The organism is Tessaracoccus coleopterorum (genome assembly GCF_011174705.1).
Taxonomy (GTDB): Bacteria; Actinomycetota; Actinomycetes; order Propionibacteriales; family Propionibacteriaceae; genus Arachnia; species Arachnia coleopterorum.
Genome location: NZ_JAANIJ010000001.1, coordinates 391075 through 416813, shown reverse-complemented (window position 1 = coordinate 416813; position 25739 = coordinate 391075). Strand labels below are relative to the sequence as shown.

General features: G+C 70.0%; 19 protein-coding genes and 16 pseudogenes. 15 read left to right on the top strand and 20 right to left on the bottom strand.

Going from position 1 to position 25739, the window contains the following annotated elements:
• Positions 1-4 precede the first annotated feature (4 nt).
• From whiA to G7085_RS02640, 6 genes and pseudogenes are all read left to right on the top strand, one after another.
• A pseudogene (gene whiA, locus G7085_RS33925) lies at positions 5-982 on the top strand (DNA-binding protein WhiA).
• A gap of 111 nt (positions 983-1093) precedes the next feature.
• Positions 1094-2085 (top strand): annotated as a pseudogene (gap, locus tag G7085_RS02660) (type I glyceraldehyde-3-phosphate dehydrogenase).
• A 97-nt stretch (positions 2086-2182) separates the two neighbouring features.
• Positions 2183-3395, top strand: a pseudogene (locus G7085_RS02655) (phosphoglycerate kinase).
• Positions 3395-4178: pseudogene (tpiA, locus tag G7085_RS02650) on the top strand (triose-phosphate isomerase). The pseudogenes G7085_RS02655 and tpiA overlap by 1 nt, the downstream one beginning before the upstream one ends.
• A gap of 113 nt (positions 4179-4291) precedes the next feature.
• Positions 4292-4519, top strand: coding sequence for a preprotein translocase subunit SecG (gene secG, locus G7085_RS02645; protein WP_456300386.1), 228 nt, complete (start codon positions 4292-4294; stop codon positions 4517-4519).
• A gap of 213 nt (positions 4520-4732) precedes the next feature.
• A pseudogene (locus G7085_RS02640) lies at positions 4733-4971 on the top strand (RNA polymerase-binding protein RbpA).
• A gap of 207 nt (positions 4972-5178) precedes the next feature.
• Here G7085_RS02640 and G7085_RS33920 read toward each other — a convergent pair.
• From G7085_RS33920 to zwf, 6 genes and pseudogenes are all read right to left on the bottom strand, one after another.
• Positions 5179-5397, bottom strand: a pseudogene (locus G7085_RS33920) (6-phosphogluconolactonase); the annotation flags it as partial.
• Positions 5369-5748: pseudogene (locus G7085_RS33915) on the bottom strand (6-phosphogluconolactonase); the annotation flags it as partial. The pseudogenes G7085_RS33920 and G7085_RS33915, both read right to left, overlap by 29 nt.
• Before the next feature lie 116 nt (positions 5749-5864).
• The gene (locus tag G7085_RS23550) at positions 5865-6026 is read right to left on the bottom strand and encodes a hypothetical protein (RefSeq protein WP_331715429.1); all 162 of its coding nucleotides are present in this window, start codon (positions 6024-6026) and stop codon (positions 5865-5867) included.
• A 129-nt stretch (positions 6027-6155) separates the two neighbouring features.
• Positions 6156-6392 carry a glucose-6-phosphate dehydrogenase assembly protein OpcA gene (locus tag G7085_RS02620; protein ID WP_331715911.1) on the bottom strand — a complete coding sequence of 79 codons (237 nt, stop codon included), beginning with the start codon at positions 6390-6392 and terminating at the stop codon, positions 6156-6158.
• An 11-nt stretch (positions 6393-6403) separates the two neighbouring features.
• Positions 6404-6661 (bottom strand): hypothetical protein, encoded by a 258-nt coding sequence (locus G7085_RS02615; RefSeq protein WP_197509874.1) that lies wholly within the window; start codon positions 6659-6661, stop codon positions 6404-6406.
• Positions 6662-6677: 16 nt separating this feature from the next.
• Positions 6678-8125 (bottom strand): annotated as a pseudogene (zwf, locus tag G7085_RS02610) (glucose-6-phosphate dehydrogenase).
• 182 nt (positions 8126-8307) lie between these two features.
• On the opposite strand from zwf, the pseudogene G7085_RS02605 reads away from it, so the two are divergent.
• From G7085_RS02605 to G7085_RS02575, 6 genes and pseudogenes are all read left to right on the top strand, one after another.
• Positions 8308-9239 (top strand): annotated as a pseudogene (locus tag G7085_RS02605) (heme o synthase).
• A gap of 930 nt (positions 9240-10169) precedes the next feature.
• A pseudogene (locus tag G7085_RS02600) lies at positions 10170-11779 on the top strand (N,N-dimethylformamidase beta subunit family domain-containing protein).
• A 405-nt stretch (positions 11780-12184) separates the two neighbouring features.
• Positions 12185-13484 (top strand): annotated as a pseudogene (locus G7085_RS02595) (DUF4921 family protein).
• Between the two features lie 28 nt (positions 13485-13512).
• The gene (locus tag G7085_RS02585; RefSeq protein WP_197509871.1) at positions 13513-14196 is read left to right on the top strand and encodes an MFS transporter; all 684 of its coding nucleotides are present in this window, start codon (positions 13513-13515) and stop codon (positions 14194-14196) included.
• The gene (locus G7085_RS02580) at positions 14190-14567 is read left to right on the top strand and encodes an efflux MFS transporter permease (RefSeq protein ID WP_197509870.1); all 378 of its coding nucleotides are present in this window, start codon (positions 14190-14192) and stop codon (positions 14565-14567) included. The genes G7085_RS02585 and G7085_RS02580 overlap by 7 nt, the downstream gene beginning before the upstream one ends.
• Entirely contained in the window at positions 14534-14866 is a 333-nt protein-coding gene (locus G7085_RS02575) for an MFS transporter (protein WP_197509869.1), read from the top strand. Before G7085_RS02580 ends, G7085_RS02575 begins: the two co-directional genes overlap by 34 nt.
• Before the next feature lie 703 nt (positions 14867-15569).
• On the opposite strand, the gene G7085_RS02570 is transcribed toward G7085_RS02575, so the two are convergent.
• The 4 genes from G7085_RS02570 to G7085_RS02555 all read right to left on the bottom strand — a co-directional run bounded on the left by G7085_RS02570 (position 15570) and on the right by G7085_RS02555 (position 19194).
• Positions 15570-15995, bottom strand: coding sequence for a hypothetical protein (locus G7085_RS02570; protein WP_197509868.1), 426 nt, complete (start codon positions 15993-15995; stop codon positions 15570-15572).
• 72 nt (positions 15996-16067) lie between these two features.
• Entirely contained in the window at positions 16068-18221 is a 2154-nt protein-coding gene (locus G7085_RS36165) for a sensor histidine kinase (RefSeq protein ID WP_197509867.1), read from the bottom strand.
• A 59-nt stretch (positions 18222-18280) separates the two neighbouring features.
• Positions 18281-18739 (bottom strand): hypothetical protein, encoded by a 459-nt coding sequence (locus G7085_RS02560; RefSeq protein ID WP_197509866.1) that lies wholly within the window; start codon positions 18737-18739, stop codon positions 18281-18283.
• Positions 18736-19194, bottom strand: a complete 459-nt coding sequence (locus tag G7085_RS02555; protein ID WP_197509865.1) for a hypothetical protein — start codon at positions 19192-19194, stop codon at positions 18736-18738. Before G7085_RS02555 ends, G7085_RS02560 begins: the two co-directional genes overlap by 4 nt.
• Here G7085_RS02555 and G7085_RS33900 point away from each other — a divergent pair.
• A pseudogene (locus tag G7085_RS33900) lies at positions 19154-19663 on the top strand (response regulator); the annotation flags it as partial. The gene G7085_RS02555 and the pseudogene G7085_RS33900 sit on opposite strands and share 41 nt — an antisense overlap.
• Before the next feature lie 328 nt (positions 19664-19991).
• On the opposite strand, the pseudogene G7085_RS02545 reads toward G7085_RS33900, so the two are convergent.
• From G7085_RS02545 to G7085_RS29155, 4 genes and pseudogenes are all read right to left on the bottom strand, one after another.
• Positions 19992-20515, bottom strand: a pseudogene (locus tag G7085_RS02545) (DinB family protein).
• Between the two features lie 65 nt (positions 20516-20580).
• Positions 20581-20856 (bottom strand): M3 family metallopeptidase, encoded by a 276-nt coding sequence (locus tag G7085_RS31870; RefSeq protein WP_197509863.1) that lies wholly within the window; start codon positions 20854-20856, stop codon positions 20581-20583.
• On the bottom strand, positions 20766-21350 hold the full coding sequence (locus G7085_RS31865; RefSeq protein ID WP_331715428.1) for a M3 family metallopeptidase: 585 nt from the start codon (positions 21348-21350) through the stop codon (positions 20766-20768). Before G7085_RS31865 ends, G7085_RS31870 begins: the two co-directional genes overlap by 91 nt.
• The gene (locus tag G7085_RS29155) at positions 21350-21856 is read right to left on the bottom strand and encodes a M3 family metallopeptidase (protein ID WP_269451998.1); all 507 of its coding nucleotides are present in this window, start codon (positions 21854-21856) and stop codon (positions 21350-21352) included. Before G7085_RS29155 ends, G7085_RS31865 begins: the two co-directional genes overlap by 1 nt.
• Here G7085_RS29155 and G7085_RS23535 point away from each other — a divergent pair.
• Positions 21740-22156 (top strand): hypothetical protein, encoded by a 417-nt coding sequence (locus tag G7085_RS23535; protein WP_231980811.1) that lies wholly within the window; start codon positions 21740-21742, stop codon positions 22154-22156. The genes G7085_RS29155 and G7085_RS23535 overlap by 117 nt on opposite strands.
• Before the next feature lie 184 nt (positions 22157-22340).
• Here the strand turns inward: G7085_RS23535 and G7085_RS02525 are convergent, their stop codons facing one another.
• From G7085_RS02525 to G7085_RS29150, 6 genes and pseudogenes are all read right to left on the bottom strand, one after another.
• The gene (locus G7085_RS02525; RefSeq protein ID WP_197509862.1) at positions 22341-22538 is read right to left on the bottom strand and encodes a hypothetical protein; all 198 of its coding nucleotides are present in this window, start codon (positions 22536-22538) and stop codon (positions 22341-22343) included.
• Positions 22504-22941 (bottom strand): COX15/CtaA family protein, encoded by a 438-nt coding sequence (locus G7085_RS23530; protein ID WP_231979157.1) that lies wholly within the window; start codon positions 22939-22941, stop codon positions 22504-22506. The genes G7085_RS02525 and G7085_RS23530 overlap by 35 nt, the downstream gene beginning before the upstream one ends.
• Before the next feature lie 65 nt (positions 22942-23006).
• Positions 23007-23081 (bottom strand): annotated as a pseudogene (locus tag G7085_RS33895) (COX15/CtaA family protein); the annotation flags it as partial.
• Positions 23078-23413: a COX15/CtaA family protein gene (locus G7085_RS02515; RefSeq protein ID WP_197509860.1), complete on the bottom strand. Its 336-nt coding sequence runs from the start codon at positions 23411-23413 to the stop codon at positions 23078-23080. The pseudogene G7085_RS33895 and the gene G7085_RS02515, both read right to left, overlap by 4 nt.
• A pseudogene (locus G7085_RS02510) lies at positions 23410-24167 on the bottom strand (ABC transporter permease). Before G7085_RS02510 ends, G7085_RS02515 begins: the two are co-directional and overlap by 4 nt.
• A pseudogene (locus G7085_RS29150) lies at positions 24164-24854 on the bottom strand (ABC transporter ATP-binding protein). Before G7085_RS29150 ends, G7085_RS02510 begins: the two co-directional pseudogenes overlap by 4 nt.
• A gap of 503 nt (positions 24855-25357) precedes the next feature.
• On the opposite strand from G7085_RS29150, the gene G7085_RS23515 reads away from it, so the two are divergent.
• Complete coding sequence (locus G7085_RS23515) at positions 25358-25711, top strand: helix-turn-helix transcriptional regulator (protein ID WP_231979156.1); 354 nt, start codon at positions 25358-25360, stop codon at positions 25709-25711.
• Positions 25712-25739: the final 28 nt, after the last annotated feature.

Here is a 25739-nt window from a genome sequence, read left to right as displayed (position 1 = left end):
CGCCATGGCTCTGACGCAGAAGGTGAAGGCTGAGCTTGCCACCGTTGTCGCGCCGCACCCGACGGTGCGGCGCGCCGAGGTGGCGGCATTGTTGCGCTTCGCAGGGGACTGCATCTCGTCGGCGGCCGGATCGTCATCGAGGCCGAGTTCGACACCGGCGCCGCGGCCCGCAGGCTGCGCACGTTCATCGCCGACCTCTACTCGATCGACTCCGAGCTGCTCGTGATCAACGGCTCCGGCGTGCGCCGAGGCCCGCGCTACACGGTGCGGGTCGTGCGGGAGGGCGAGCATCTCGCCCGGATGACGGGTCTGGTCGATCAGCACAGGCGTCCGGTCCGGGGCTGCCCCCGTCGTCGTCGGAGGCTCGGTCGCCGACGCGATAGCCGTGTGGCGCGGCGCGTTCCTGGCGCGCGGGTCGCTCACCGAACCGGGTCGCTCCATGTCGCTCGAGGTGACCTGCCCGGGCTCCGAGGCGGCCCTGGCGCTGGTCGGCACCGCCCGCAGGCTCGGGATCGGTGTGAAGTCGCGCGAGGTGCGCGGGGTCGACCGCGTCGTGATCCGCGACGGCGACGCGATCGCCGACCTGCTCACGAAGATGGGCGCGGGGAGACCCGGCTCATCTGGGAGGAGCGCAGGCACCGCCGCGAGGTGCGCGCCTCCGTCAACAGGCTCGCCAACTTCGACGATGCCAACCTGCGTCGCTCGGCCCGCGCCGCCGTCACGGCCAGCGCCCGGGTCGAGCGCGCGATGGAGATCCTCGGCGACGACGTGCCCGAGCATCTGCGCGCAGCCGGGAGCTCCGGCTAGCGCACCGGCAGGCGAGCCTGGAGGAGTTGGGCAAGCTGCACGAGCCGCCCTGACGAAGGACGCGGTGGCCGGTCGGATCCGGCGGCTGCTGGCCACGGCGGACAAGGCGGCGGACGAGGCGGGCATCCCGAACACGGAGGCGTCACTGCCCGCGGAACTGCGCGACGAGGACTAGTTCTCCGGTTTACCGGGGTCCCTGGTTGCCAGTGGCGCCCGGACGGTTAGGATTGGACTCGTCCGGATGCGTCGCAAGGCGCTAGGTAGCTCGAAAGGGATCGAATTCCACATGACCGTTAAGGTTGCAATCAACGGGTTTGGCCGCATCGGCCGCAACTACTTCCGCGCGCTCATCGCCGCGGGGCCGATCTTGATGTCGTCGCTGTCAACGACCTCACCGACAACAAGACCCTCGCCCACCTCCTGAAGTACGACTCGATCCTGGGCCGCTTCCCCGGTGAGATCGGCTACGACGACGACGCGATCACCGTCGACGGCAAGGAGATCAAGGCCTTCGCTGAGAAGGATCCCGCTCAGCTCCCCTGGGCCGAGCTCGGAGTCGACATCGTCATCGAGTCGACCGGCTTCTTCACCGACGCCACCAAGGCGCAGGCGCACATCGCCGCCGGCGCCAAGAAGGTGCTCATCTCGGCCCGGCCAAGAACGAGGACATCACCATCGTGATGGGCGTCAACGACGACAAGTACGACTCGGCGATCCACAACATCATCTCGAACGCCTCCTGCACCACCAACTGCCTGGCCCCCATGGCCAAGGCGCTGAACGATGGTCTCGGCATCGAGCGTGGCCTCATGACCACGATCCACGCCTACACGCAGGACCAGAACCTGCAGGACGCGCCCCACAAGGACCTGCGTCGCGCCCGCGCCGCCGCTCTCAACATGGTGCCCACCACCACCGGCGCGGCCAAGGCCGTCTCCCTGGTGCTGCCCGAGCTGAAGGGCAAGCTGGACGGCTACGCCATGCGCGTTCCCACCCCGACCGGCTCCGCCACCGACCTGACCTTCGAGGCTCCCGTGAGACCACCATCGAAGAGGTCAACGCGATCGTCAAGGCCGCGGCCGACGGCAAGGTGCTCGTCTACACCGAGGACGAGATCGTGTCCAAGGACATCGAGACCGATCCGCCTCCTGCATCTTCGACGCCAAGCTGACCAAGGTCATCGGCTCGACCGTCAAGGTCCTCGGCTGGTACGACAACGAGTGGGGCTACTCCAACCGTCTCGTCAACCTGACCGAGCTCGTCGCCTCGAAGCTCTGATCTGACCGCACACTCTGTGCTCCAGTCGACGGCCCCGCGACCCCTCTGGGTTGCGGGCCGTCGTCATCCCAACACCTGGCAACAGAAAGGCCCACCTATGAAGTCCGTCGCAGACCTGGGGATCTCTCCGGTAAGCGCGTTCTCATCCGCAACGACTTCAACGTCCCGCTGGATGCCGACAAGAACATCACCGACGACGGCCGCATCCGTGCCGCGCTGCCCACGCTCACGCAGCTGCGTGAGGCCGGCGCCCGCATCGTCATCATGGCCCACCTGGGACGCCCGAAGGGCGAGGCCAACCCCAAATACTCGCTCGCGCCGGTCGCCACGCGGCTCGGTGAGCTGCTCGGCGTCGACGTGAAGTTCGCCTCCGACGTGGTCGGCGCCTCGGCCCGGGCCACCGTCGCCTCCCTGCAGGACGGCGAGGTCGCCCTGCTGGAGAACGTGCGCTACGAGCCGGGCGAGGAGTCCAAGGACGAGGCCGCCCGCGCAGAGCTCGCCGCGAAGTACGCCGCGTTCGGCGACATCTTCGTGTCCGACGGCTTCGGCGTCGTCCACCGCAAGCAGGCCTCCGTCTACGACGTGGCCAAGCTGCTGCCGAACGCCGCCGGTCTGCTCGTCGCGAAGGAGGTCGGCGTCCTGAAGCAGCTGACCGAGAGCCCCGAGCGTCCCTACGCCGTCGTCCTCGGTGGCGCGAAGGTCGCGGACAAGTTGTCCGTGATCGACAACCTGCTCAAGGTCGCAGACACCCTCGTCATCGGTGGTGGCATGCTGTTCACCTTCCTGAAGGCGCAGGGCATGGACATCGGCAGGTCGCTCGTCGACGAGGCCAACATCGAGACCTGCCGCACCTACCTCGAAGAGGCCGCGGCCGCAGGCAAGCAGATCCTGCTGCCCGTCGACGTGCGCGTCGCCGACGGAGCCGACTTCGAGGGTCGCACCCCGATCGGTGCCGTCGAGGTCGTCCCCGCCGACGCGATACCCGCCGACAAGATGGGCCTCGACATCGGCCCCGAGTCGGAGAAGCTGTTCGCCGACGCCATCCGCGGCGCGAAGACCGTGTTCTGGAACGGCCCATGGGCGTGTTCGAGATCACGGAGTTCGCTGAGGGAACCAGGGCCGTCGCGAAGGCACTCACCGAGGTCGACGGCCTGTCCGTCGTCGGTGGCGGCGATTCCGCCGCGGCCGTCCGCGTGCTCGGCTTCGCCGACGACGAGTTCGGCCACATCTCGACCGGCGGCGGTGCGTCGCTGGAATTCCTTGAGGGCAAGGAACTGCCCGGCATTTCGATTCTGGAGGAGAACAACTGATGTCCCGCACACCCATCATGGCCGGCAACTGGAAGATGAACGTCGACCACGTCGAGGCCACCGGCCTCGTGGAGAAGATCCACTACACCCTCGTCGACAAGGGCTGGGACCCGAAGCTCTCGGAGTGCGTGCTCTGCGTGCCCTTCACCGACATCCGCACCGTCCGCACCCTCCTCGACGGGACCGCATCCCCTTCGGGCTCGGCGCGCAGAACGTCTCGGAGCACGACAACGGCGCCTTCACCGGTGAGATCTCGACGGCCATGCTGTCGAAGCTCAACGTCGGCTACGTCGTCATCGGCCACTCGGAGCGCCGCCAGTTCTTCGGTGAGACCGACGAGCTCGTCAACGCGAAGACGACCAAGGTGATCGCCGCCGGCATGACCCCGATCGTCTGCGTCGGTGAGGGCCTCGAGATCCGCAAGGCCGGCGAGCACGTCGACTACACGCTCGCCCAGGTCCGTGGAGCCCTCGCGGGCGTCACCGCGGAGGAGGTCGCAGGCATCGTCATCGCCTACGAGCCCGTCTGGGCCATCGGCACCGGCGAGGTCGCCACCCCGGCCGACGCGCAGGAGGTCTGCGGGCCATCCGCAAGGAGATCGCCTCGCTGTACGACGAGCCCACCGCTGAGGCCGTGCGCATCCAGTACGGCGGTTCCGTGAAGTCCGGCAACGTCGTCCAGATCATGGACCAGCCCGACGTCGACGGAGCCCTCGTCGGCGGCGCCAGCCTCCAGCCGGAGGAGTTCGCGGCCATCGTGCGCTTCTACCAGCTGCCCGCCTGATTTCCGGGTCGCACCGCGACGCCCCACGGTCCGGAGGGCCGTGGGGCGTCCGCCTTGTGAGGATGGCTTGTCCGCGGGCGTCGGATGTGGAATAACGGCAGGCGTCCGATAACATGTACCCCGTGATTGTCCCCCTGATGTCCTGGCCGACCATGACCCTGTCGATCATCGTTTCGATCCTCAGTGTCCTTCTCGCGGCCACAGTGCTCCTCCACAAGGGTCGTGGTGGCGGCATGTCCGATCTGTTCGGCGGTGGCATGTCCACCTCGATGGCGGCGCGTCCACCGCAGAGCGTCGGCTCGACCGCATCACGGTTGTCCTGGGCCTGCTGTGGCTGCTGACCATCATCGGGTTGCTGGTCCTGTACCGGCTCGAGGTCTGATCGCCCCGATCGGCGACAATCACAAACCTTTTCCTTCTTCCTAGGAGCACATCAAAGTGGCTGGTGGCAATGCCATTCGTGGGTCCCGCGTCGGCGCAGGACCAATGGGTGAGGCGGAGCGCGGGATACCGCGCCGCGTCTGCACGTTTCCTACTTCTGCTCGAGCGGGCATGTGACGCGCCCGGCCTTCGCGGCCGACGCGCAGCCGCCGGAGACGTGGGACTGCCCGCGTTGCGGGCTTCCGGCGAACATGGACGAGAACAACCCGCCGCCCCTCCGAAGATCACGCCGTACAAGACGCACCTCGCCTACGTGAAGGAGCGTCGCACGGAGGAGGAGGCCCAGCAGATCCTCGAGGAGGCGGTCACCGCGCTCCGTGCCCGTCGGGCGAGCGGCGAGATCATCTACTGATCGGCTGACAGACATCGATGGACCCCGGCATTCCGCCGGGGTCCATCGACGTTTCCACAGGTTCTCAGAAGGGGCAGCTGTACTGCGGCGGCAGGTCGGCCGCCGACTCCCGGTCGAGGAACCAGATGGTGGCCGTGTCGCCCTTGATCTGGCTGGCGGGCATCGCGGGTCGCCGTCCAGGGAGGCGGCGACGGCGGCCGACTTGCTGTCGCCGGTGGCGAGGTACCAGACCTCGTGCGACCGGTTGAGCGAGCCGGCGGTGAGGCTGATGCGCTCTGCCGGTTCCTTCGGGCTCCCGGTCACGCCGATCACCGCGCGCGTCGTCGGCTCGGACGAGGGTGGCCGGGAACAGGGACGCGACGTGCCCGTCCTGGCCGATGCCGAGCAGCGTGATGTCGAACACGGTCGAACCGAGCTCGGCCTCATACTCGTCGGCCGACTCATGCGGGTCCTTCCTGCCATCGGCGGCGGCCATCATGTGCGTGTCCGCAGACTTGATCGACACGGTGCGCGCCAAGCGGCTGATGGCCTGGAGAGAGTTGCGGGCAGGGTCGGTGGCTGGCACGAACCGCTCGTCCCCCACCACAGCTGCAGCTTGGACGCGTCGAGCTCGGAGCCTTCGGCGAGGTCGGCGAACTTCTCGTACATCGCGTTGGCCGTGTCGCCGCCCGTGAGGCACAGATGCACGATCGGCTGGGTCTCCTGCAGCAGGACGAGTCGCTCCAGCAGCCGGGAGGCGACGACGGTCGATACGTCGTCGGCGTCCTCCAGCCGCACGATCCGCGTGTACACGAACCGTCACCTGCCCTCTGCGTCGGAGACGATCTGGGATGCAGCGAGCTCGAAGATGTCGTCGGCGTCCATCCGGCGCAGCTCCTCTGTGAGCAGGTCGGTCAGCGGGCGCCGGCGCAGCGCGACCGTGCGTTCCGGCTGGCCCGGCACCTGGTAGACGGCGCTCCCTCGGCGATGCGGCGCACTGTGATGTCGCCCTTCGCGGTGTTCAGCGCGACACCGTTGACGCCCGCGTAGTCGCCCTTCACGTAGCTGACCGGCACCTGGAGCCTGGACTTGAGCCATGCGGCGAGCAGGATGGCGGGGCGTTGTCCGGCGCGGCCGAGACGACGGCCCGGTGACGCTCTGCTGCGACTGGTCGAGGGCCGCGGCGAGCAGTGCCCGCCACCTCGTCAGCCGCGTCCAGGTGAGGTCGGTGTCACCGGGGCGTGGTTCCGGGCGCGGCGCACGAGTGCCGCGACGGGATCGCCGCAACCGGCGGCATCGGTGATGCGGCGGTCGGCCAGCGACCCGATGGGGTCGGTGGCGAGGTTGTCGGGCGCCTCGTGGGCCACCACACGATGGTGGGGAGTCGGGCAGCAGGAGGGCAGGCACACGGAGTCGCCGTGGTCGCGCAGCTCGCCCTGCATCCGCAGCACGATCAGGTCGCCGGGAGGCCCTCGCCGACCTCCACGGTCGCGTCGAGGCGCGGCTCGTCACCGGCGGCGTAGGTCGCGACGATGACGCGCGACGGGTGCGCGGTGGCCGACGCCTTCGCGGCCTCCAACACCTCCTCGAAGCGTGACTCGCTCGTGACGATCACGAGGGTGAGCACCAGGCCGGTCGCGTTGCCGACGCCCCGGTGGGCGTCGATCAGCGCGGCGGAGATGGCGCGGGCGGTTGTGTTCTTCAGGTCCACGATCATGACTTGCTCCTCAGGGCCTACGCCACGTGTTGCCGTCGCGGGCAACCATCTCGAATGCGGACTCCGGCCCCAGGTGCCCGCCGGGTACTGCTCAGGCCGGTCGGTCTGCGCCGCCCAATGCTCAAGGACCGGGTCGAGGATCTTCCAACTGAGCTCGACCTCCTCCTGCCGCGGGAACAGGGGGGATCGCCGAGCAGCACGTCGAGGATGAGTCGCTCGTAGGCCTCAGGGGAGGACTCGGTGAACGAACCGCCGTAGGCGAAGTCCATCGAGACCTCACGGATCTCCATCTGGGTGCCGGGGACCTTCGCGCCGAAGCGCAGCGTGACACCCTCGTCGGGCTGGATGCGCATCACGAGGGCGTTGGTGCCCAGCTCCTCGGTGTCGGTGACGGTGAAGGGCAGATGCGGAGCGCGCTTGAAGCTGAGGGCCACCTCGGTGACCCGGCGGGGCATCCGCTTCGCGGTGCGCAGGTAGAACGGGACGCCCGCCCAGCGACGGTTGTCGATGTCGACGCGGATCGCCGCGTAGGTCTCGGTGCCCGAGTCGGGGCGACGCCGTCCTCCTCCAGGTAGCCGATCACGGGCTCACCGCCCTGCCAGCCGGCTGCGTACTGCCCGCGGGCGGTGTGCAGGTTGAAGGGTTCGGGACGCGCGCCGCGTCCAGCACCTTCGTCTTCTCGGCGCGCAGCTGCGATGCCTCGAACGAGGTGGGCTCCTCCATCGCGGTGAGGGCCAGGAGCTGCAGGAGGTGGTTCTGCATCACGTCGCGGGCCGAGCCGATGCCGTCGAAGTAGCCCGCGCGACCTCCGATGCCGATGTCCTCAGCCATGGTGATCTCGACGTGGCTGACGTAGTGGTTGTTCCAGATGGGCTCGAACATCTGGTTGGCGAAGCGCAGCGCCAGAAGGTTCTGCACGGTCTCCTTGCCGAGATAGTGGTCGATCCGGAACACCTCGTGGGGCTCGAACAGCCGCTCCACGACGGAGTTCAACTCGCGGGCCGACTCGAGGTCGTGGCCGAACGGCTTCTCGATGACGACGCGGTTCCACTTGCCCTCGCTGCGCTCGGCCAGGCCGTGGTGGGCCAGCTGAGACATGACGGGCTCGAAGCTCGACGGCGGGATCGACAGGTAGAACGCGTGGTTGCCGCCTGTGCCGCGCGTGGTGTCGAGCTCGTCGATCGTGGACTTGAGGCGCAGGAACGACTCGTCGTCGTCGAACGTTCCGCTCACGAACCGGATGCCCTCCAGCAGCTGCTCCCAGACCTCCTCGCGGAACGGAGTGCGGGAATGCTCCTTCACCGCGTCGTGGACGACCTGGGCGAAGTCCTGGTCGGCCCAGTCGCGGCGGGCGAAGCCCACCAGCGCGAAGCCTGGAGGCAGGAGGCCGCGGTTGGCCAGATCGTAGACGGCAGGCATGAGCTTCTTGCGGGAGAGGTCGCCTGTCACGCCGAAGATCACGAGGACACACGGGCCCGCAATGTTGGGCAGCCTGCGGTCCTGGGGATCGCGCAGCGGGTTCACGTAGCTGTTCATCACGGACCACCCTAGCCGTGGCTGAAGGGCGGTGGGATGGCATACCACATCGGTTTTGAGCACTTCCCGGTGGGGCGGGGTAGACTGCTCAGAGTTTTCTCGGAATCGGGGTTTGTGTGGCTGTCGCGAGTGTCGCAGCGCCGTCAAAGGCGAACGTGGGCGATGTGGTGAAGGCCTATGTGGCCCTGACCAAGCCGCGGGTGATCGAGTTGCTGCTGATCACCACGATCCCTGCCATGTTCCTCGCGGCGGGTGGGCTGCCGCCGTGGCAGCTGATCCTCGTCACCCTCGTCGGCGGGTTCCTCGCCGCCGGGTCGGCCAACACGTTCAACTGCGTGTGGGACGCCGACATCGACGAGATCATGCGCCGCACCCGTCGCCGCCCCGTGCCGCGCCACCAGGTGAGCACCAGGGCCGCGCTGATCTTCGGCATCGCGCTGGGCGTCGCGGCCACCCTGATCCTCGGGTTCGGCGCCAACTGGCTCTCGGCGTGGCTCGCGCTTGCGGCCAACGCGTTCTACGTGTTCATCTACACGATGTGGTTGAAGCGCCGCACGTGGCAGAACACGATCTGGGGCGGCATCGCGGGCTGCTTCCCCCGCTCATCGGCTGGACCGCCGTCACCGGGAGCGTCGCGCTGGCGCCGTTCATCCTCTTCGCGGTCGTCTTCCTGTGGACGCCGCCGCACACGTGGGCGCTCGCGTTCCGCTACAAGGAGGACTACGCGGCCGCCAGGGTGCCGATGCTTCCCGTGGTGAGGCCGGCCCCGAAGGTGGCCAACCAGATCCTCGTCTACTCCGTCGCGACGGTGCTCATGTCGCTGACGCTGTGGCCTCTCGGCCCGACCGGGCCGCTGTACCCGATCGCCGCCGCGGTGCTGGGCGGGGTGTTCATCTGGGAGGCGATCCAGCTGTGGCGCCGCGCCCATCAGGGGCTTGAGGGCGCGCAGTTGAAGGCCATGCGCCTGTTCCACTGGTCGAACAGCTACCTGGCGGTGCTGTTCCTCGCGGTCGCGCTCGACCCGCTGTTCTTCTGACCGGCACCCACGTCGCCCCTGGGGTGGTGGGGACGACCTGGAAAAATCGGCCAGTAGCCGATTCTGGTCGGTCTGCCTGGAAATAGTGGCCACTGACCCGTCCGTCCTCCTGCCGGGTCTCCTGGGAGAATCGGCCAGTAGCCGATTCTGGTCGGTCTGCCTGGGAAAAGTGGCCGCTGACCCGTCCGTCCCCTGCCGGGTCTCCTGGGAAAATCGGCCAGTAGCCGATTCTGGTCGGTCTGCCTGGAAATAGTGGCCGCTGACCCGTCCGTCCCCTGCCGGGTCTCCTGGGAAATCGGCCAGTAGCCGATTCTGGTCGGTCTGCCTGGAAATAGTGGCCACTGCCCGACGCGCTGAGATCCGGGCCCTGGCGGCAATACCCACGGCCGCCTTTGATCGTGTCCCGGACCAGAGGGTCTCGGGTCACGTCGACCCCGTTGTGTGCGGGTCGACAACGGGCGCGGTCTGCTTCGACGCGGGTGTTCCCCGCCTCACGGGAGGCCCTGACCGGGTGCTTCGAGCTGGGTCGGTGGCAGTAGCCGCGTCCGGCCGGTCACGCTGAAGAGAGTGGCGAGTCTCCGCCCGGGGTCGGGTCGGGTGTTCCCTTGTCCACGCCTCAGGTCTGGCCAGAGGTAAGGGCACCCCCTCGTCGTCCCCGATGCCCCACCGATAGCCTGTCCCCGTCATCAATGTTGATTTCACAGGGGATTTACAGCATGCGTTTCTTCGCATCCATACTCGCAGCGGTCCTGGTCGCCACCCTGGGTGCGGTGGGCCCGGCCGCGGCGTCGGAACCTGACTGGAGGATCAGCAAACCTGCGACGCCACAGGAGCTGGCCGGTTTCTCCGTGGGGAGTCGATCACCCGGGCCAGAAGCTGCAACTCAAGGTAGACGGCACCGGCGGTAGCGTGAAGGTCGACATCTACCGGATGGGGCACTACGACGGCGCGGGCGCTCGGCTCGTCGCACAACTGCCGTCGCAGCCCCTCAAGCGCCAACCTGCCTGCCGGCTCGACGACCGCACTGTCGACTGCTCACACTGGGCCGTGACGCACACCGTCGACACCGGGGCTGGGAGCCTGGAATGTACTTCTCCAAGCTCACGGACGGGAAGGGACGTGAGCGCTACATCGCGACCGTGCTGCGGTCGACGAGCTTCGCGGGGAAGGTCACCGTCATGTCGGCCACCTTCACGCACGCGGCCTACAACACCACCGGCGGCTACTCGCTCTACCTCGGCGGTAACCCCATGCACGTCGGCGAGCGCGCCTACACCGTCAGCCTCGAGCGACCCGAACACAACAACGGCGCCGACAAGATCTTCCGCTATGAACTCGGGCTCATCCAGTACCTGGAGTCGCTCGGTGTGCCGCTGGCCTACACGACGAACGCCGACCTTCACGCGGGCGCCGACCGGTTCGCCGGGTCTCCCGCGATGGTGACGCTGGGCCACGACGAGTACTGGACCGTGCCGATGCGCGCCAACCTGGAGAAGCTGCGCGACCGGGGCACGAACCTGATCTTCCTCGGCTCGAACACGATGTTCTACCGGACGCGCTGGGACGGTACCTCGCTGGTGACCTCGTACAAGTTGAGCAAGCTCGACCCGGTGCAGACGAAGGAGTCGACCGGTACGTTCCGCTCCGAGCCGTTCCCGAACCCGGAGGCCCGGATCCTCGGCTCCCAGTACGACTGCGACGGGGCGAACCCGCAGACCGATCTCGTGATCGTCAACCCCGACTTCTGGGCCTTCGCGGGCACCGGAGCCAAGGTGGGCAGCCGCTACCCGAAGCTGGTCGGCCACGAGGTCGACAAGGCTGGACCCGACTCGCCGAAGTCGGTGCACATCGCGGCGCACAGCTCGTTCCAGTGCACCACCCGCATGGGCACCAGCGACATCACCTACTACGTGGCCCCTCCGGGCTGGCGTCCTCAACCTCGGCACGATGGGCTTCGCCTACGCCCTCAGCCCCGGCATCACCTATCCCGCGGGTTCGGTGGCATTTGCGAAGAAGGTGATCTCCAACATCATCACCGCCGCGGCGGCCGGGCCACTCGGGCCGCGGCACACGGCCCGGCCAACTATGAGGCCGTCTACCCGTCGGACAAGCCGGTCAGCCCGGCACCCGTCGACATCTACATCACGCCCGGCTACCACGACGTCAACGGTCGCCGTTGGCAGACCACGTGCGAGAAGTACTCGGCGACGGAGCGGTGCCGCACGGACATCTTCGCCACGACGGTCAAGCAGCAGGGCTCGCGGTTCGTCGCCAGCAACGAGTGGGTGTTAAACAACCTGACGTACAAGGCGATGCCGCCCACGAAGTGGAGCGGCAACCCGCTTGGCAATACGGGTCAGTGGACCTCCGCCGAGGGACGCCGCTGGAAGACGGACTGCGACACCGCCGTCACCGGGCGCAACGGTTGCCGGAGCTACATCTGGTCGGAGGCGGTCACCAGCTACCTGACGCCCAGCGGAAACAGGGCCTACCGCTGGGAGTTCGCCTGGCGCCTCAACAACATGGTGCGCTTCTCCTGAACAGACCCGACCACCGCTGATACCGACGCGGTCGCCCGGCACCTGCCGTCCAGCGCAGGTGCCGGGCGTTCGAGTCGCGGTATCGGTGTCGGCCGGGTTCCCGGCATGGCGCGGACGGGGCTGACGCCGTCGGACCCGCGCTGCCGGAATGGGCTACCGGCCGATTCTTGCGGGTCCTGTCGTGGGGTCCGGTCGGGGAGTGGGCGGTTTTTTCAGTGGGACCGACCAGAATGGGCTACTGGCCGATTTTTCCGGGTCCTGTCGTGGGGTCCGGTCGGGGAGTGGGCGGTATTTTCAGTGGGACCGACCAGAATGGGCTACTGGCCGATTTTTTCCGGGTCCTGCGGGTCGGGAGACGGTGGGGACTGAGGACGGGTGAGCGACCCGCCCGGATAGGGTCGCTCCATGACGCCCGAACACCTCGTGGAACTGCCCGACGGCACCGTCAAGCAGCGCAACCCGTTCACCGGCACCGAGGTCTGGACCGTCCCCGGCCGCGGCAACCGACCCTTCGCTCAGCAGCGGTCCGACCCGCGCCCGCTTTCGCCCGACGACCCCACCCACAGCTGCGCCTTCTGCTCCGCGCGCTACCTCGAGACGCCGCCGGAGAAGTCGCGCCTCGTGCGTGGGGCGGGGAGTGGAGGCTCCTGGAGGCCACCCAGGCCCACGCCGTCTTCGACACCGTCGCCGAGTTCCGGCGCGTCCCCAACCTCTTCGAAATCCTCGGTTACGACTACTGGCACCTCAACCACGGCTACCTGATCCCGCCGGAGGTGCGGCGCAGGCGCGACGTCTACCTCGCCTCGGCCGAAGGGCGCGCCCACGTCGAGGCGGTCGCCGCGGCGAAGGCGCGGGCGGCGGGCCTCGACCCGGCGACACTGACCCCGGACGAGCTGCTGGAGCAGGCCTCCGGCTTCTTCGGCGGCGGTCACGACGTGATCATCGCCCGGCGGCACTTCGTCGACGGCGCCACCACCGACGCCGAGCTGGCCTCCTCCGGCACCCTGACGCCGGACGAGCACGCCCGCTTCATCGCCTACACGGCGGAGGCCGCGCGGAGCGGGCACGACCTCAACCCGCACGCGAGGTACGTGGTCGTGTTGCAGAACTGGCTCAAGGCGGCGGGCGCCTCGTTCGACCACCTGCACAAGCAGGTCGTCGCCATCGACGAGTTCGGCGCCCAGCAGGACGCCTCCCTGCGACGCGTGCGGCAGCACCCGAACGCCTTCAACGACGACGCGCTCAACGTCGCCATCGCCAACGGCCTGATCCTCGCCGCCAACGGGCACTGCATCGCGTTCGCCGGCTTCGGCCACCGCTATCCACCGTCGAGGTCTACTCCACCTCGCCCACCTGCGAGCCCTGGAACCACACCTCCGAGGAACTGCGCGGCGTCTCCGACGTGCTGCATGCCGTGCACGCCGCGATCGGGCCCGACGTGCCGTGCAATGAGGAGTGGCACTACCGTCCGGTGGGTGTGGACACGGCCATGCCGTGGCGCATCATGGTGAAACTGAGGGTCTCGACGCTCGCGGGCTTCGAGGGCGCCACCAAGATTTACTTGAATACGATCGCACCGGCTACGCTTCATGGGCGCATCGTCCCGCGGCTGTTCCAACTGCGTGAGGCCGGGCTGATCCCCGGCGACCTGGCGATCGCCGAGGAGGCGCGGCTGCGCCCCGACCCGTTGCGCTATCAGGGGTAGCGGGGAAACCCACCCGAGAGGAACCCCGATGGAGACCACCCGTCCCCGTGGAGTGATCCCGATCCTCATCGTGGCGGCCTTCGTCGTCATCCTCAACGAGACCACCATGAATGTCGCGCTCAGCGCCATCATGGAGGACTTCTCCGTCACCGAACGCACCGCCCAGTGGCTCACGACGGCGTTCATGCTGACGATGGCCGTGGTCATCCCGATCACCGGATGGCTGCTCGACCGCCTGCCCACCAGGAGCGTTTTCGTCATCGCGATGGCGACGTTCAGCGTCGGGACCCTCCTGTGCGCGATCGCGCCCACCTTCGCGCTGCTGCTGTCCGGCCGCGTGGTGCAGGCCTCCGGCACCGCCATCATGATGCCGCTGCTGATGACCACCGTGATGCAGCTCGTCGGGCCCTCCGAGCGGGGCGCCATGATGGGCAACATCTCCATGGTGATCGCCGTCGCCCCTGCCATCGGGCCGACGCTGTCGGGTGCCATCCTCTCGGTCGGCTCCTGGCGGGCCATCTTCCTCACCGTGCTGCCGATCGCGCTCGCGATGCTCGTGCTCGGCGCCCGGTACCTCGCCTCGGTCAACGAGCCGCTGCGCACCCCGCTCGACCTGATCTCGGTCGCCCTGACGGCCCTCGGCTTCGGCCCGCTGATCTACGGACTCAGCCTCATCGGGCCGCCGACGTCGCGTTCTGGGTGCCGATGCTGAGCATCGGGGTCGGGCTGGGTGCCCTGGTCGCGTTCACGGCCCGCCAACTGGTGCTGCAGGGCAGGGGCAGGGCGTTCCTCGATCTGAGGACCTTCACCCACCCGTCCTTCACGGTCGCCCTCGTGATGCTCGCCATCGCGATGATGGCGCTGTTCGGCTCCATCATCATGCTTCCGCTGCTGCTGAAGCGGGCCTACGGGATCGAGGAGCTGCAGATCGGCCTCATGCTGCTGCCGGGTGGCGTCGCGATGGGCCTGCTGTCGCCGGTGGTCGGCCGGGTGTTCGACCGGTTCGGTCCGCGGGTGCTCGTGATCCCGGCCAGCTTCGTCGTCCTCGGGTGTTCGCGTTCTTCTCGACGCTCAGCCTCGTGACGCCGTGGTGGGCCGTGATGGTGGCCCACATCGTGATGAGCATCAGCTTCGCGTCGATCTTCACGCCGCTGTTCACGGTGGCGATGGGGTCGCTCCCCAACGACCTGTACTCCCACGGATCCGCCGTCATCGGCGCGATCCAGCAGGTCGCGGGAGCGGCGGGGACGGCCCTGTTCGTGACGGTGTTCGCGATGCAGACCGCGGCCGCCGGGTCGACCACGGGAGCCACGCCGAGGCGATGCTCGCCGGGTCACACTGGTCGTTCCTGGGGGCCGGGGCGGTGTGGACGGCCGCGCTGATCTGCGGCTTCTTCCTGCGGCGGCCCGAGGCCGAGCCCTCCGAGGCCCTCACGCACTGACGGCGACGCGCACGCAGACGCGGACCGCGCAGGCCCACAGGATGCGCCAGGAGGGTGCCACCATCGCCCAGACAGAGCACGTGCTCGGAGTGGGAAAGTCGACCGTCTCACGGGCAATTACCCGGAGGAAGGGGACCACACGTCCAAGCTCACTGACCGGGGGCAGGGGTCGCCGTCGTTTCCGGCATGCCGGCAGGCTTGGCCGGCGCCTTGCGTCGACGAGTGCGAGCGCTCAACTTGGCAGGTTCTGGGAACCCAAGCTTGCGCAGTTCGGTGGCGGACCAGCCCGCCGTTGTGGCGGCTACAAAGGCGCGGGTGCCGTCGACCTCGGCGACCCCGATCGCTTCGCTGATCTGTTGCTCTAGCGCGGCGCGACGCGAGCAGTTGGTCAACGCCGCCTACATCATGAAGGCCGGCCAGGCGCTCGCCCTGTCAGTGCGGGACCAGACGATCGGAGTCATGACCGCGATGGGTGAATCCTCACTCAACGTGATCGACTACGGCGACGCCGCCGGCCCTGATTCCCGCGGCCTGTTCCAGCAGCGGGCAAACGGCGCCTGGGCAGCTACGCCGACCGCATGGACCCGACCAGCTCGGCCCGGCCCCGGGTGCGGGGCCGGGCCGTCTGCGTCGGATCGGCTGGATCAGCCGGCGGGGCAGAGCTCGCCGAGCTTGGTGGCCGAATCGCCCATCTTGGTGCTGATCGTCTGGAGCTCTTCGGTCTTGTCGGCCAGGGCCGTCAGGTCGCCGTCGGTCGCGCCCTCGAACAGCTTCGAGAAGTCCTGGATGCTGGTCCTGAAGTCGCCCAGCGCGGCCTTGACCTCGGCGTTGGTGATCTTGCCCTCGGCCTCGCTCAGCGTGGTGCCGAGGGTCTCGAAGCCCTGCACGACCTTCGAGAACTCGCCGGTGGTGGCACCCGACATCGCCTCGGTGATCTCGCTCTCGGCGGCCTTGACGGTCGTGGAGGCGATGGTGCACGCCTCGGTGACGGACTGCTCTCCACCGCAGGCCGAGAGGCTCAGGGCGGCGAGGGCGGCGACGGCGAGGGTGCCGGTCTTGTGGAACATCATGTTTCTCGGGTTCTCCGGATCTGTCGGCGCACCGGCGGTGCGCGGGCGCGTCCACCCTAGCTGGAGAGGGGGTCAGCGCCCGCCGACCGTGGTCACCGGAGGTTCGGGATGGGGCACGTCGTGATGATCGGGACCTCCTTCATGAGGTAACGGCAGGCCGCATCGCGAAGCGAGCGGTACAGGCTGATCGACTCGTTTCCGGTGTCCCGGTTGTGGATCACCTCGACGGAGGCGACGCGGTTCGCGATCACAGGGGAGACCTGCGCCGAGTAGTAGACGTGGCGCTCGTTGGTGTTCCAGAACCAGCTCTTCGCGTCGACGCCCCACTTGCCCGGTGTCGTGACGCCGATGGTGCCGCCGCACTTGTCCCTGAGCACCATCAGCACCGAGCCGGTGTACCCCATGCCCCAGTAGCTGTTGTACAGGTGGACGGTCGCGTCGACGATGCCGCTGTTGCGGTCGATCCGGCCGCTGGTGTTCATGTGGAGGCCGCCGGTCAACGGCCAGTTGCGCTTGGTGAACTGCAGGGCCTGGATGCTGCCAGGGGTGCCGACCGGTGTCGCACAGGTCGAGGCCGAGGCGAGCTGCGGCCCGGGGTCGAACGCAGGCTCCTTGGGAGGGCGCCGGCGCTGGGGCGGCGAGGCTGGCCGCCACGGCGCCGAACGCGAGGGCGATGGCGATGCGCTTGAGTGAGGTGGTGAACGGTCGCATGGGATTGCTCCTTCTGGCTGCTGCCCGGTCCGTCCGGGTGCCTTCAGCCTCGCCGCGACGGCGTCCCGCCCGGAAGGGACATTGACCCGTCCCGGGAGGGACAACGTCACGCCAGCGGGAGCGACACGACCACCCGGGTACCCGCTGCCCCGCTCTCGACCCCGAACCGGCCGCCCAACTCGACGGCGCGCTGGCGCATCGACTCCATGCCGACGCCGCCGTCCCTGTCCCGGACGCCGCCGTGGCCGTCGTCGACCACCTCGAGCAGCAGGCTCCGCGGCCGCCCCTCCAGTGCGACCCGGACGTGCCGGGCGCCGGAGTGGCGCACCGCGTTCGACAGGGCCTCGCAGGCGATCCGGTAGGCGGCCACCTCCGCGGCCGCGTCGAGCCCGGTGAGGTCCCGGAGGCGTCGACGCGGACGGAGGGCTCAGGCCCCATGCCCGCCACCCTCTGCTCCAGCGCGGGCACCAGTCCACGGTCCAGCGCGCCCGGCCGGAGCCCGTCGACGATGCGGCGCACCTCCTGGCTGCACTCGGTCAGCGTCTCCTGCACCGAGCCGAGCAGCCCATCCGCCGCGCCCGGCTGCCGGGCGGCCGCCACCTGCATGCGGGCCCCCGCGATCGCGGGCCCGAGCCCGTCGTGCAGGTCGCGGCGGATGCGCAGCCGCTCGGCCTCCCGGCTGCGCACCAGGAAGCTGCGGGCCTCCAACAGGTCGAGCGTCACCCGGTACGACCGGGCGGCGATGGCCGCCTGCCCGGCGATGTCGGTCAGCAGCCGCGTCTCGGCGGCGGTGAACCTCTCGCCCCGGCCACGCGGGGCGACCCGGAGCGACCCGACCCGCTCACCGTGCGCGAGCATCGGCGCCTCGACGGCATCGGCGTCGGCCTGCGGACGTCCCGAGTCGAACACCGTCAGCACCTCCCCGTCGGGGTCGTGCACCTCCATCCGCACGTACGGCACCCGCAGCGAGGCCTCGACGGCGCCCACGAGATCGGTGAGCAGGCCACCTGGGTCGGCGGAGCCCTGCATGCGTCGGCCGAGGTCCAGCAGCACCTGGTGGGGCCGGCTCCGGTCGCCGAACAGGAGCCGGTCGACGCCCGCCTGCACCCGTCGCCGCAGCGGGTCGAACCCGAGCGCCACCGCGACGGCCGCCAGCCCCGTGACGACGAGCGGTTGGTCGGCGAGCGCGGTGGCGCTCAGCAGGGAGACGGCGACGGCGAACGCCGCGAACAGCGTCAGGGTGGAGACGAGCCACACGAGCGTGCGGTTGACGGCGAGGTCGAGGTCGTCGAGCCGGTGCGCCAGGATGGCCACGCCCATGCCGACCGGCACCGCCACCAGCCCCGGAACCGTCGCGTAGGACGGCCCGAGCGCCTCGACGACGATGCCCGCCAGCACCAGCACCCCGGCGGGCAGCAGCGCGACCAGTTGACTCCGGGTCGCCCCCTGGGCGCGCCGCGCCCGCAGCACGAGGTCGACCACCACCCACACGCCGGACGCGACGGTGACGAGCATCGCGGCGACGCCACCGACCAGCCAGGGACGGGCCGCGCCGACCGCGGCGACGGCGTCGGTCAGCAGCCCGGGGAGAGGAAGACGGCGACGGCGAGGCAGGCGGCTGCGACCGCCCCGGACACCAGCACGGCGGCGGTGAGCCGACGCCGGGTCCGGCCCACCCGACGCCCCTCCGGGTACAGGCAGATCGCGGCCATCAGAGGCGGCCACGGCAGCCACCACGCCCACTCGGAGAGCCAACCGCCCGGCCCCGCGACGGTGGCCGCGGCCGTGCCCAGCGCGAGCAGCGCCGTCAGGCCGACGAGGGTGAGGAGCGCGCCGACCCGGTTGGCCGGTCGCTGCGCCACGAGGAAGGCGCCCACCGGCAGGCAGCCCGCGACGAGGGCCAGCGACGGGGCGCCGGTGGGCCCGTCGAGCAGGCCGGGCCGCACCGCGATCGCGGCGCCCGCGACCAGCGCAAGGAGGGCCGCCGCGGCGGGCGCCAGCCAGGCCCGCGCAGCCCGGGTCGGTGTGATCACCCCAGTAGCGCGTGCATGACGTTGTGGAACCAGCCCGCCTGGTGCCCGTTCGGGATGTCGGTGGTCGCCGCCCGCACCCAGGTGACGAGCGCAGCCAGGTCGCCGGGCGGCGGGACGGCGTCGAAGGCCCTGGACGGGTACCGACCGGGGTTTCCGGCGACGTGGGCGCGGCCCAGCTCGAGGACGGCGCGCAGCCGCGCCTCCATCGCGCCCGGGTCGGCGTCGCCGGAGCGGTCGAAGCCCGCCACGCGGTGGTCGAGCAGCAGCACCGGCCGCAGCGGTGTGCCCCCGGCATCGAGGAAGTCGAGCTCGGGGTTGCGGCTGTGGGCGTCGGGGCCGGCGGCCTGGTGGGCGCGTCCGTGGGCCGTCAGCTCGGCGACGGTGCCTGCCTGGAACCAGTCGTCGGTGGTGGCGATGGCCACCACGATGTCCTCATCGGTGAGGCGGTGCGTCATGGGGTCTCCTACCTGGGGGTTGCCGGGTTCGGCGGATCCCGGCTGCGGATGCGCCGAAGTATGGCAGTGTTTCGGGCCAGGGCGGCGCAACCCGGCGATGGGTCCGAACGGGGAGGAACGACGTGGAGGAGCGGGACGGCGACGTCGTGCTGGTGGTCGACGACCACCCGTGGTGCGGCGCGGGCTCGTCGCGCTGCTCGGAACCGAACCGTGGGTGGCCACCGTCCTGGAGGCCGACACCGTCGCCCGCGCCGAGGAGCTGGCGGGCCTGCACCAGGTGCGCCTGGCCGTGGTCGACGTCGGCCTGCCCGACGGTGACGGGGTGGAACTGACGGCGCGGCTGCGGGCGGCGCACCCCGGGATGACCGTGCTCGTGCTGACCATGACCGCCGAACCCGACCTGGCGCGGGCCGTCCTCGCCGCGGGCGGCTCGGGCTTCCTGGTCAAGGAGACCGATCCCGATGTGCTGATGGCCGCGCTTCGCACCGTGCGTGACGGCGGAATGGTGGTCGGCCCGCACCTGCCCGACGCCCGCCGGGTGCTGGCCGAACCGGCCGTGCCCTCCGCAGAGGATCGCGGGCCCTTCTCCCGGTTGACACCCCGCGAGCTGCATCTGGTGCGGCTGGTGGCCTCGGGGCGGGCAATGCGCAGATCGCCCGGCAGCTGTCGGTGGTCGACAAGACGGTGCGCAACCAGCTCTCCGCCGTGCTGGTGAAGGTCGGCGCGGCCGACCGCGTCCAGCTCGCGCTGATGGCGAAGGAGGCGGGCTGCTCTGAGTCCCGCCCACCCCGGGCGGATCAGGCCCCGGGTCGCTCCGCTCCCTCGGCGATCGCGGTGAGCCGGGCGTGGTGGGCGGCCCACCCGTCGGCCGGCTCGAACAGGTTCGGGTTCGCCGTCCGCAGCCCGGCGACGCCGTCGATCGACTCGCGCATGATGTCGGCCTGGCCCGCGTGCCGGGCGATCTCGGCGATCAGATGCACCAGGATGACCCCCAATGTGACCTCCCCGCGTCGCCCCACCACGGCACGCGGCCCACCGAGTCGAGGTCCATCTCCGCGATCGCCGCCTCGACGGCCCCGCCCACCGCCCGGTACCGGGCGATGAGGAACGCGGCCGACTCGTCGGCGGTCGCGTAGAGGTCCGCGTTCGGGTCGGCTTCGTAGTCGGGCGACACCGGCTGCGCGGGCGAGGTGCGCCCGAAGCACTCGACGACGTAGGCGTGCTCGACGCCCGCGCAGTGCTTGATCAGCCCGAGCAGCGACGTCCCGGTGGGGGTGCGGGCAGCCGCAGGTCGCGCTCGCCCAGCCCCTCCACCTTCCACAGCAGCGCCTCACGCTGGCTCCGCAGGTGACGCAGCAGGACGTCCTTGCCGAGGCCGTCCACCGGTCAGAGCTCCAGGCCGAGGCGGTCGAGGAGCGGCTGCAGCTGCGGGTCGCGGCCGCGGAACCGGCGGTAGGTCTCCATCGGGTCGACGGAGCCGCCGGGGGCGAGCAGCGTGCGGCGGAAGTGGGCGCCCGCCTCCGCGACGGGGCCCTCCTGCTCCTCGAACCACGCGACGGCGTCGGCGTCCATCACCTTGGCCCACGCGTAGCCGTAGTAGCTGGCCGCGTAGCCGCCGCCCCAGATGTGCGCGAAGTACTGCGACCGGTAGCGCGGCGGCACGAGGGCTCGACCAGCCCGAACCGCTCGAGGGCCCCGCGCTCGAACTCCTCGACGCCGTCGGCGGAGGTGGGCAGCTCGTCGAGCGGTGTGGTGTGCCACACCAGGTCGAGCAGCGACGACAGCTCGGTCTCGGCGGTGGCGTAGCCCTGGCCGAACCGGTCGGCCTGCGTCAGCCGCTCGATCCACTCGGCGGGCAGCACCCGGCCCGGCGTCCAGGCCCAGTGCTCGTTGACCTGACTCGGGAACTCGACGAAGTCGCGCGGCGTGTTCGTGCCCGACCGCGACGCGTAGCGGCTGTCTGCAAGCAGGCCGTGCAGCGCGTGGCCGAACTCGTGGAACATCGTGATGACGCCGTCCCAGGAGATCGTGGTGGTGGTGCGCTTGTAGTTGCAGTTGTTGGTCACCACAGGAAGCGAGGCGTCGCGCGTCGACTGGTCGACCAGGTTGCTCATCCAGGCGCCGCCGTTCTTGGTGGGGCGCGCCCAGAAGTCCATCACGAACAGGCCGATGACGGTGCCGTCGGCGTCGTGGACCTCGTAGGTCTCTGTCTCGGGGCGTGCCCGACGAGGTCGGTGCGCGGGTGGAACGTGAGGCCGTACAGCTCCTCGGCGGCCGCATAGACGGCGGCGAGCACCTTGTCCACCTGCAGATGGTCGGTGAGCTCCGCCTCGTCGAACGAGAACCGCTCGCGGCGCAGGATCGCCTCGACGAACTGCCAGTCCGCAGCGGTGAACTGCGCGCCGGGGTTGAGTTCGGCGTAGCGGGCCGCGAGGTCGGCCGCCTCGCCGCGCGCCTTCGCGAGGCCTGCCTGCGCGAGCGGCACGAGCATCCCGAAGATGGCGTCGGTGGTCTTCGCGCAGCCGGCCTCGGCGACGATGGCCGCATGGTTGGGGTAGCCGAGCAGGGTGGCGCGCTCGGCGCGGGCGCGGGCGGTGCGCACCACGACGTCGCGGGTGTCGAAATCCCCCTCGAGTGCGCGGCGGGTCGAGGCCTCGAACAGGCGACGGCGGACGCCCGCGTCGGTGAGCTTGGCCGCGAGCGGCTGCTGCGTGGTGTTGACCAGCTCGATGCGGTACCCGCCCTCGACGGCCAGCGCGGCGCGCTCATCGTCGGAGAGACCGTCGAGCTCGTCGACGGTGACGTCGATCCCCCGGCGTTGCGGGCCGAGCGGTTGAGGGTCTCGAAGCGGCTGCCCAGCTCGGCGAGCTCCCGGTTCAGCTCGCGGAGGCGCGTCTGCTGGGCCTCGCCCAGCTCGACGCCGGCGCGACGGAACCCGCGCAGCAGCTCGGAGAGGGCGTAGCGGTCCTCCTCGTCGGCGTCGATCTCGCCCGAGTCGATCCGGGCCTGCAGCGCCTCGAGGCGGCGGTAGAGGGCGCGGTCGAGCATGATCTCGTCCTCATGCGCGGCGAGCAGGGGCGAGAACTCCTCGTCGATCGCGTCCAACTCGTCGTTGGTGTCTGAGGCGCGCACCGCGAAGAACGCGTTCAGCGCGCGGCGGAGATCGGCCTCAGCGTCCTCCCAGGCGCCCAGCACGTTGGTGACGGTGGCGGGGAATCGTCGTCGCGGAGCGCTGCCAGCGCCGCCAACTGCGTGGCCATCGCCTCGCTGATCGCGGCCCGGAAGTCTCCCGGCGAGGCCGAGGCGAAGTCAGGAAGTGTGAACGGCAGCCGAAGCGTCAGCACCGGGTTGGTCGACATGGGTACTCCTCGAGGTGGTCACCAGCGGCCAGGAGGCGGCCGCGGTCAACAGCGTCAACCCAACCATATGCAGCGCGACGATGCCCGCCGGGATGCCGAGGAAGTACTGCAGATAGCCGATGGCTCCCTGCAGGAGGACGGCGGCCAGCAGCAGCGCCGTCATGCGCCGCAGCCGCGGGTGGGCGCGGAACAGGTACAGGCACACGAGCGTGAGGCCCACCGTCAGCCAGGCCGACAGCCCGTGCAGCCGCGCGATCGACTCGATGTTGAGGCCGGTGCGCACCGCGTCGGCGTCTCCGGCGTGCGGGCCGGATCCGGTGACGACGGTGCCGACCCACGTGGCGAGCATGCTCGCGGAGAAGACGGCCACCAGCGCGGTGCGCTGCACCGGGGTGACCGGGATCTTCGGGCCTGCGAGGCGACCTGGAGCGACCAGACGCAGATCACGATGAGAGCGACCGAGAGCAGGAGGTGGAGGGCGACCACGTACGGGTTCAGGCCGGAGAGGACGGTGAAGCCGCCGATCACACCCTGGAACGGGATCCCGATGCCGATGCCGAGCGTGATCCACCACAGCTTCGAGCGCGGCCCCGGTTGCGCCACGCGGAGATGAACGCGCCCAGCGCGGCGATGATGAGCACGAACGTGAGGGTGCGGTTGCCGAACTCGATCACGCCGTGGAGACCGAGTGCCTCGTGGGGCACGTAGCTCGCATCCGTGCACTTCGGCCAGGTGGGGCAGCCGAGTCCGGAGGCGGTCAGGCGCACCACGGCGCCGGTGACGACGATGCCCATGTTGCAGATCAGGGAGGCGACGAGCCAGGCGCGCAGCGCCCTCCCGCCGTCGAACAGCTTCCTCACGACGTCCACCTGAACACCTTCCATGCGAGTGCGAGCGAGCCGGCGCACCAGAGCGCCGCCACCGCTACCGGCCAGCCTAAGGCCTGTCCCTCGGAGGCCGCCCGGAACGACTCTCCCAACGCCCCGGTGGGCAGCCCCCGGACGATCGGGGCGAGCGCCCCGGGGAACCGGTCGGCAGGCAGCAGCACGCCCAGCGGCATGCCGACGAGGTACAGGAGGTTGGCGACAGCGAGCGTCGCCTCGGGTCGGAGCGACCCGGAGATCGCCAGCGCCAACCCGCAGAAAGCGCCCATCGCCAGGACGGCGACGACGAGCGCCACGAGCAGGGCGGGCACCGAGAACACGGGACGCCAGCCGAGCGCCAGCGCGACCAGCGCGAGCACCGCGACCTGGCCCGCGGCGATCATGGCGATCCCGAGCCCCTTGCCCGCCAGGATGCCCGGCCTGCCGAGCGGGGTGGCCGCCAGCCGCTCGAGCACGTTGTACCTGCGCTCGAAGCCCGTGGCGATGGCCAGCGTGGTGAGACCGGTGCTCCACATCGCGAGCGCGAGGACCGACGGCGCGCTCTGCTGCAGCCCGAGGCCAAGCCCCTCCCGAAGAAGCGGGCGCCGACCAGCACGGCCAGCGGGATCACGACGGCGAGCAGCGCCTGTTCCCCGTTGCGCAGGATGATCGCGGTCTCGATGCGGGCGTGCGCCCACACGCGGGCCGCGGGTCGGGCCGCGGCCGGCCGCGGGGTGAAGTCGAGGCTCATCGCTGGTCTCCCGTCGTGTAGCGCAGGTAGGCGTCCTCGAGCGAGCCGTCGACGGCGAGCTCCCCGGCGGTGCCGCTTGCGCGCACCGCGCCGCGGTCGACGATGTGCACCGCGTCGGCCAGCTCGGCGGCCTCCGTCATGTCGTGGGTGGTGAGCAGGACCGCCACGCCCGCGTCGCGGAGGCCGTGGACGATGTCCCAGGTGAGCCTCCTGGCGCGCGGATCGAGGCCGGCGGTCGGCTCGTCGAGGAAGACCAGCGACGGCCGCCCGACGATGGCCCCTGCCAGGTTGACCGCCTGCTGCTGCCCGCCGGACAGGCGCCGGTACGGGGTGCGCTCGAACGCGCGGATGCCGAGCAGGTCGATCAGATCCTCCACCGGCTGCGGGTGGCGTACAGGCCGGCCAGGTAGTGGAGCAGCTCGCCCGCCCGCACCCCGACCACGCGCCGGTCGCCTGCGGCATCAGGCCGATCCGGGCAAGCACCTCGGGCGAGCCCGGCGCGGCGTCAAACAGGGTGAGGGCGCCGGAGTCGGGCCTCGCGAGGCCCGTGCAGCAGCGGATGAACGTTGTCTTGCCCGCGCCGTTGGGCCCGAGCAGGGCCGTCACCTCACCGGCCTCCGCCGTCAGGGAGAGGCCCGTCAGGGCGTGGACGGGTCCGAAACTGAGCGTGATGTCACGCGCTTCCAGGGCAGGCACCCGGTCAGCCTAACCGAGCGCGTCCGCCACGGGTGTCCACGTCGGAGGGGTAAGGCGACCCTTGCTTGAAGTCTGAACCAGAATTGGCAAGACTGACGTATGTTAATTGGGGTGCGTCGACCTGTGCCCCGTAAATGGTGCGGGTGACCGCGCCCAGGTGTGGGAGGTGAAACAGTGACCGTTCCGGTGGACACCGAGATCCCGACCAGGCAGCGGGTGGTCGACCTCATCCTGCACGACGGCCCCAGACGGCCCGTCGCCTCGCGGAGCGACTCGATCTGACGCCCGCGGCCATCCGGCGGCACCTGACGGGGCTGATCGACGACGGGGTCCTCGCCTCCCGCGAGGAACGCGTCTACGGCGCCCGCGGCCGCGGTCGTCCCTCGAAGGTCTTCATCCTCACCGACGCGGGCCGCGCCGAGTTCAGGCAGGCCTACGACACGCTCGCGATCGCGGCGCTGCGCAGGCTCTCCTCCGAGGTGGGTCCGCACGCGGTGCGCGAGCTCTCGGTCGAGCAGCTCGACTGCATCGAGCAGCGCTTCGTCGCCTCCCGCGAGGCCAACCCGGAGCAGCCCGCCATCGAGGCCCTCGTCGAGGCGCTCGAGGTCGACGGGTACGCCCCGTCGGTGCGTCCCGTCACCTCCGGTAACCAACTCCTGCAGCACCACTGCCCGGTGGCGCACGTCGCCGCCGAGTTCCCGGTGCTCTGCGAGGTGGAGACCCAGCTCTTCTCCCGGCTGCTCGGCAGCCACGTGCAGCGGCTCGCGACCATCGCCCACGGCGACGGGGTGTGCACGACACACGTCCCCACCCCGCTTCCCACGCCCAACATCCCGAAAAGAAAGTGACGGCACCTGATATGACTCAGACCGCTCC

Bases quoted from the DNA above. Each gene is read 5' to 3' on its own strand.
- secG (WP_456300386.1), top strand. From the start codon at position 4,292: ATGTACCCCGTGATTGTCCCCCTGATGTCCTGGCCGACCATGACCCTG.
- G7085_RS31865 (WP_331715428.1), bottom strand. From the start codon at position 21,350: ATGGACTTCTGGGCGCGCCCCACCAAGAACGGCGGCGCCTGGATGAGC.
- G7085_RS02555 (WP_197509865.1), bottom strand. From the start codon at position 19,194: ATGACGCACCGCCTCACCGATGAGGACATCGTGGTGGCCATCGCCACC.
- G7085_RS02570 (WP_197509868.1), bottom strand. From the start codon at position 15,995: ATGATGTTCCACAAGACCGGCACCCTCGCCGTCGCCGCCCTCGCCGCC.
- G7085_RS02585 (WP_197509871.1), top strand. From the start codon at position 13,513: ATGGAGACCACCCGTCCCCGTGGAGTGATCCCGATCCTCATCGTGGCG.
- G7085_RS02620 (WP_331715911.1), bottom strand. From the start codon at position 6,392: ATGCAGGGCGAGCTGCGCGACCACGGCGACTCCGTGTGCCTGCCCTCC.
- G7085_RS02580 (WP_197509870.1), top strand. From the start codon at position 14,190: ATGCTGAGCATCGGGGTCGGGCTGGGTGCCCTGGTCGCGTTCACGGCC.
- G7085_RS36165 (WP_197509867.1), bottom strand. From the start codon at position 18,221: ATGCTCGTCACCGTCGCGTCCGGCGTGTGGGTGGTGGTCGACCTCGTG.
- G7085_RS23535 (WP_231980811.1), top strand. From the start codon at position 21,740: ATGGTTGGGGTAGCCGAGCAGGGTGGCGCGCTCGGCGCGGGCGCGGGC.